The following is a 4462-nucleotide window of genomic DNA, read 5'->3' on the forward strand; positions in this document are numbered from 1 at the left end:
CCAGCGGTCCTCCGGTCGGTCGCCCAACGTGAAGAGCGCCTCCTTGCACCCGGCTTCCGCGCCGCGTCGGCACAGGTCCACCACCTCGTCGGGGTCGAGGAACAGCCCCTCGCCAGCGGCCCGGAGCTTGCCCGGAACGGTCACGAACGTGCAGTAGTGGCAGCGGTCGCGGCACAGGCGGGTGAGCGGGACGAACACCTTGCGGGAGTAGGTCACCACCCCCGGGCGTCCCTCGTCGACGAGCCGTGCGTCGCGGCGCGCGGCCGCCAGCCCGGTCAGCCGGACGAGATCGTCACCACGCGCGGCCAGCAACACCGCCGCCTCGGTCACGTCGAGGGTGAGCCCGTCGGAGGCCCGGCGCAGCGCGCGGCGCATGGCCGAGGGCGTGGGCTCGGGATCGACGGGCGTCAGGGCGAGATCCATGTCCGTGATGATGCCCCACCGAGGCCGCGAGGTGGAGGGCCGGTGCTGCGTGGGAGGTCACGGCCGTACGGAACGGGACCGCGCACTAGTCTGGGCGGCATGCCCGATCCCGCCCGTCCCCTGCGCAGCAACGGTGATCCCCTGGTGTCCGCACCTCCCCGTGGCGCCGGTGGCGCCCACGCCCTGCGCGAGCCGGCTCCGGCGACCGCTACCGAGGACGTCCCCGACTCCGGCGAGGGTCTGCTGACGTCCAACCGGGTGCTGGTCACGGCTCCGCGTCACCGGATCTCCCCCCGCACGCCGGTGCTGTGGGTGATCGAGGGGATCTGGTCGTGGGCGATCCTCGCCGCCCTGCAGGTCGGGTGGTACTTCTGGGGCGACAACGTGATGGGGTTCTGGAACTGGGTCGCGCTGGCAGCGACCGTCCCGTTCGCGTTCATGTCCATCGTGGTGGCGCCGTGGTGGCGCTACGTCGTGGCCCGGTGGGACGTCTCGGACACCGCCGTGTGCTCGCGCAAGGGCTGGTGGACCACCCAGTTCCGCATCGCCCCGCTGGCGCGCCTGCAGACCGTCTACACCACCCGCAACCTGTTCGAACGGTGGTTCGGTCTGGCCACCGTCCACGCCTCCACCGCGTCGGCGCAGGGCACGGTGGAGATCAGGGGCCTGGTGCTCGCCGACGCGGAGGCGTTGGCGCAGCACCTCATCGCCATCGCCAACCTCGACTCGGAGGACGGGACGTGAGCGGACCGGGGACCGTGTCCGGGGTGACGGCCGGTCCGGACGACGACGAGGCCGGCTCCTCCGTCGACACCGCGCGGGCCCCTGGAACCGAATCGGCACCGGACCAGGAGGCGGCCGAGGAGACGGCGCCGACCGATCGGACTGACGACGCCGGCGCGGTCGACCCGGAGGCCCCGTGGCACCGGTTGTCCTGGCGGATGCTGCTGGTGGACCCGCTGGGGATGCTGACCCGGTTGCTCCCGCTGTTCCTCATCTCCCTGTGGTTGGGGTCGAATCGCAACAACTACTGGTTCGAGATCGGCGTCATCTCGTTGATCGTCCTGGGCAGTCTACTGAGGTGGCTGTCCACGAGCTACCAGGTCGGCCGGACCCACATCGTCCTGAAGAAGGGCTTCTTCAGCCGCAACGTGGTCACGGTGTCGCGCCAGCGGATCCGCAGCGTGGACACCGAGTCGGACCTGTTCCACCGGGTGATGCGCGTATCGATCGTCGAGGTCGGCACCGGCCGCGCGGACTCCGGGAAGTCGGACGCCGAGCGGTTCCGGCTCAACGCCATCGACACTGCCCAGGTCGAGCCGCTGCGCGACGAACTGCTCAAACATCGGCGCGCCCTGGACCCGACGCTGAGCGAGGAGGACGAGGAGCAGTGGGGGTCGAAGTACGGCGAGGACATCTCCCGGTGGCGCGTCACGTGGGCGCGGTTCGCGCCGTTCTCCTTCCTCGGGTTCGGCGTTCTCCTGTCCCTGTGGCTCCTCACCTGGCAGATGGGGGACATGCACGACCGGGTCATGGACCTCGCGGTGGTCGAGGCGACCGTCTCGTGGCTCGACTCCCTGGGACAGCCGTGGACTCTGGTCGGCGAGGTGATCGCGGTCTGGATGGTGGCCGGGGTCCTGGCGATCATCACGTACGCGATCCGTTACGGGAAGTACGCGCTCACCGACCGTGGACAGTTGCTCTACGTCCAGAACGGCATCCTCCGACGGAAGCATCAGGCGCTGGACAAGGCCAGGCTCCGAGGGGTCGAGATCCGTCTGCCGGTCTATCTCCGGCTCCTGGGCGGTGGCCGGCTCGAGCCCATCATGACGGGGACCAAGAAGGGTGCCGCCGCGTCGACGCTGCTGCCGCAGGCCCCCATCAAGGACGTCCGGCGGGTGGCCGCGCGCATCCTCGGCGACCCGACGCCGGTCACCGTGAGGCTCCGGCGCCACCCGTGGAAGGCCGCGCGCCGGCGGATCACCCGTGGACTCCTCCCGTTCTGGGTGGTGGCCGGCCTGATCGTCCTGGTGCGGATCGACTCCGGCCCATCGGCCGACATCTGGGTGCAGTGGGGGATCCCGGCGGCCCTGGTGTTCTTCCTCGCGTTGTCCGTCGACCGGATCAGGATGCTCGGCCACGCTCTGCTGCCCGACGTCCTGGTGAGCTCGAGTGGGTCGTGGACCGCCAAGCGGACCGTGCTCGAGGCGGAGGGCATCATCGGGTGGACGGTCACCCAGTCGGTGTTCCAGCGTTCCGCGGGGGTCGCGACCGTCTCGGCGGCCACCCCCGCGGGCAACGGTGTCTACTCCGTCGTCGACATGGACGCCGACGAGGCCTGGGCTCTGGCCGAGGCGCTGACCCCCGGCATCACGGACGTGTGGCACCACGACGGGGACCCCGACGTGCGCTCCTCACCGTCGATGGGTCTCCGCCCGCGGTGAGCGTCCCAGCGTCGCGACCCACAGTGGGATGAGACCGCCCACCACCAGGAGAGCCAGGCCCCGTAACCCGATCGGGACGGGCATGTTGCCTCCGGGGCCCAGGTTGAGCGTCACCAACGTGAGGATCCAGATCAGGGCCGGGAACACGGCCACGATCGCCCGGTCGGACCAGGCCGAGGCGACCCGCACCAGGAACAGCGACCACACACCGGCCGCCAGGATGGTGAACGGGAACGGGACCGGGCCGACGTACGTCGCGAGCCAGGCCACGGCCAGCACGCAGCTGGTGGCGGCGCCGACGGCGAGCATCACCAGCGCTACACCGAGTTCGATCACCCTGGTCGACCGGACGAGGGCGGCCCGGCCGGTCACCGGGTCTCCCCCACGAGTCCGTCGAGCAGGTGAGCGGTACCGGGCGGGCACTTGACGTAGGGGCCCCCGGGGTCGGCGAGGTCGTGGGCGATATACCACTCGACATCCGAGACGGGCTGGAGGATCCCGTTGGTCAGGGCGAAGAACCACGGTTCTGAATCCGGCCCCGGGACCAGTTCGAGTTGGGTCGCGTGTCCGGTCAGGGCCTCCAGCTTGGCCGCATAGGTGGCGTCGTCGAGCGGCACACGGTGGGTCAGCCGTGAGTCCGGTACGGATGGCAGCTCGGCTTCGTCCGCGTGACGCAGGTGGGCCGGCGGCGCCGGGTGTCGTCGCGAGACGTCGGACCTGGCGGTGACGGTCCACGCCACCCGCCAGGGCCGGTGGGCCGCCTGGTCGATCGCACTGTGGACGACCTCGTGGGCGCGGATGTGGTCGGGGTGGCCGTAACCTCCGCGCGGGTCATAGGTCACCACCAGGTCGGGACGCCAGTCGTCGACGAGTGCCACCATCTCGTCGACCGCCTCGCGCCCAGAGCCCACGAAGGCGCGCGGATGCCGCGCGGACGGCGTCCCGGCCATCCCGGAATCCCGCCACCGGCCGGCGCCCCCGAGAAAACGGGGCCGGTCGACACCGAGCGCGCGGAGCGAGACCCCCAGCTCCCCGATCCGGAACCCGCCGAGTTGATCGGCGCGGTCGGCCAGCAGCCCGGAGAGGTCCTCACCGAGGACCTCACCCTCCTCCCCGAGGGTGCACGTCACCACCCGCACCTCCACACCGGCCGCGACGAGGGCGGCGATCGAGCCTCCGGTGGTGATGGCTTCATCGTCCGGGTGGGCGTGGACGAACAGGGCCCGGGGTGCGGTGCCCGGCTGCGGCACGGCGAGAGGTGTCATCCGGTCCTCCTCCAGGTGGGTGCTGAGTCGAAGACGTCGGAGACCATCGGTGGCGCGGCGTCGGCACCGGCTGGACCCACGCCGGTCACCTCGACGCCGTCGTCGGAGAGCAGCAGAACCGGTCTGACCAACGGGATCCGGAGGGCCTGCTCGGCGACCAGGTCGCCCGCCGTCTCCAGGTCGGGGCCGCCCGGCGCGTCCCCGAGCCCGAGAGCTCGGTCGAGCTCGGGGACGCACACCCCGGAGACCCCGCTCGCCCTCGCCGGGGCGGAGGTGCCGATGGTGCGTGACGGGGCACTGGTGGTGGTGGGGGCGGGCGCCCCGGTGGTC

General features: G+C 71.4%; 4 protein-coding genes and 2 pseudogenes. 2 read left to right on the forward strand and 4 right to left on the reverse strand.

Annotated elements, in window-relative coordinates; genetic code table 11:
* A pseudogene (fbiC, locus tag G6026_RS17525) lies at nt 1-423 on the reverse strand (7,8-didemethyl-8-hydroxy-5-deazariboflavin synthase); the annotation flags it as partial.
* Nucleotides 424-522: 99 nt separating this feature from the next.
* On the opposite strand from fbiC, the gene G6026_RS13995 reads away from it, so the two are divergent.
* Nucleotides 523-1167: a PH domain-containing protein gene (locus G6026_RS13995; RefSeq protein WP_107756760.1), complete on the forward strand. Its 645-nt coding sequence runs from the start codon at nt 523-525 to the stop codon at nt 1165-1167.
* Nucleotides 1164-2867 carry a PH domain-containing protein gene (locus tag G6026_RS14000; protein WP_107756761.1) on the forward strand — a complete coding sequence of 568 codons (1704 nt, stop codon included), beginning with the start codon at nt 1164-1166 and terminating at the stop codon, nt 2865-2867. The genes G6026_RS13995 and G6026_RS14000 overlap by 4 nt, the downstream gene beginning before the upstream one ends.
* Here G6026_RS14000 and G6026_RS14005 read toward each other — a convergent pair.
* The 3 genes and pseudogenes from G6026_RS14005 to G6026_RS14015 all read right to left on the reverse strand — a co-directional run.
* Nucleotides 2838-3239: a hypothetical protein gene (locus G6026_RS14005; protein WP_182613522.1), complete on the reverse strand. Its 402-nt coding sequence runs from the start codon at nt 3237-3239 to the stop codon at nt 2838-2840. The genes G6026_RS14000 and G6026_RS14005 overlap by 30 nt on opposite strands.
* Nucleotides 3236-4132, reverse strand: a complete 897-nt coding sequence (gene mshB, locus G6026_RS14010; RefSeq protein ID WP_182613523.1) for an N-acetyl-1-D-myo-inositol-2-amino-2-deoxy-alpha-D-glucopyranoside deacetylase — start codon at nt 4130-4132, stop codon at nt 3236-3238. The genes G6026_RS14005 and mshB overlap by 4 nt, the downstream gene beginning before the upstream one ends.
* Nucleotides 4129-4462: pseudogene (locus tag G6026_RS14015) on the reverse strand (ABC transporter family substrate-binding protein); the annotation flags it as partial. The gene mshB and the pseudogene G6026_RS14015, both read right to left, overlap by 4 nt.

Origin of the sequence: Dietzia sp. DQ11-38-2 (assembly GCF_014145055.1) — a bacterium.
Lineage (GTDB): Bacteria > Actinomycetota > Actinomycetes > Mycobacteriales > Mycobacteriaceae > Dietzia.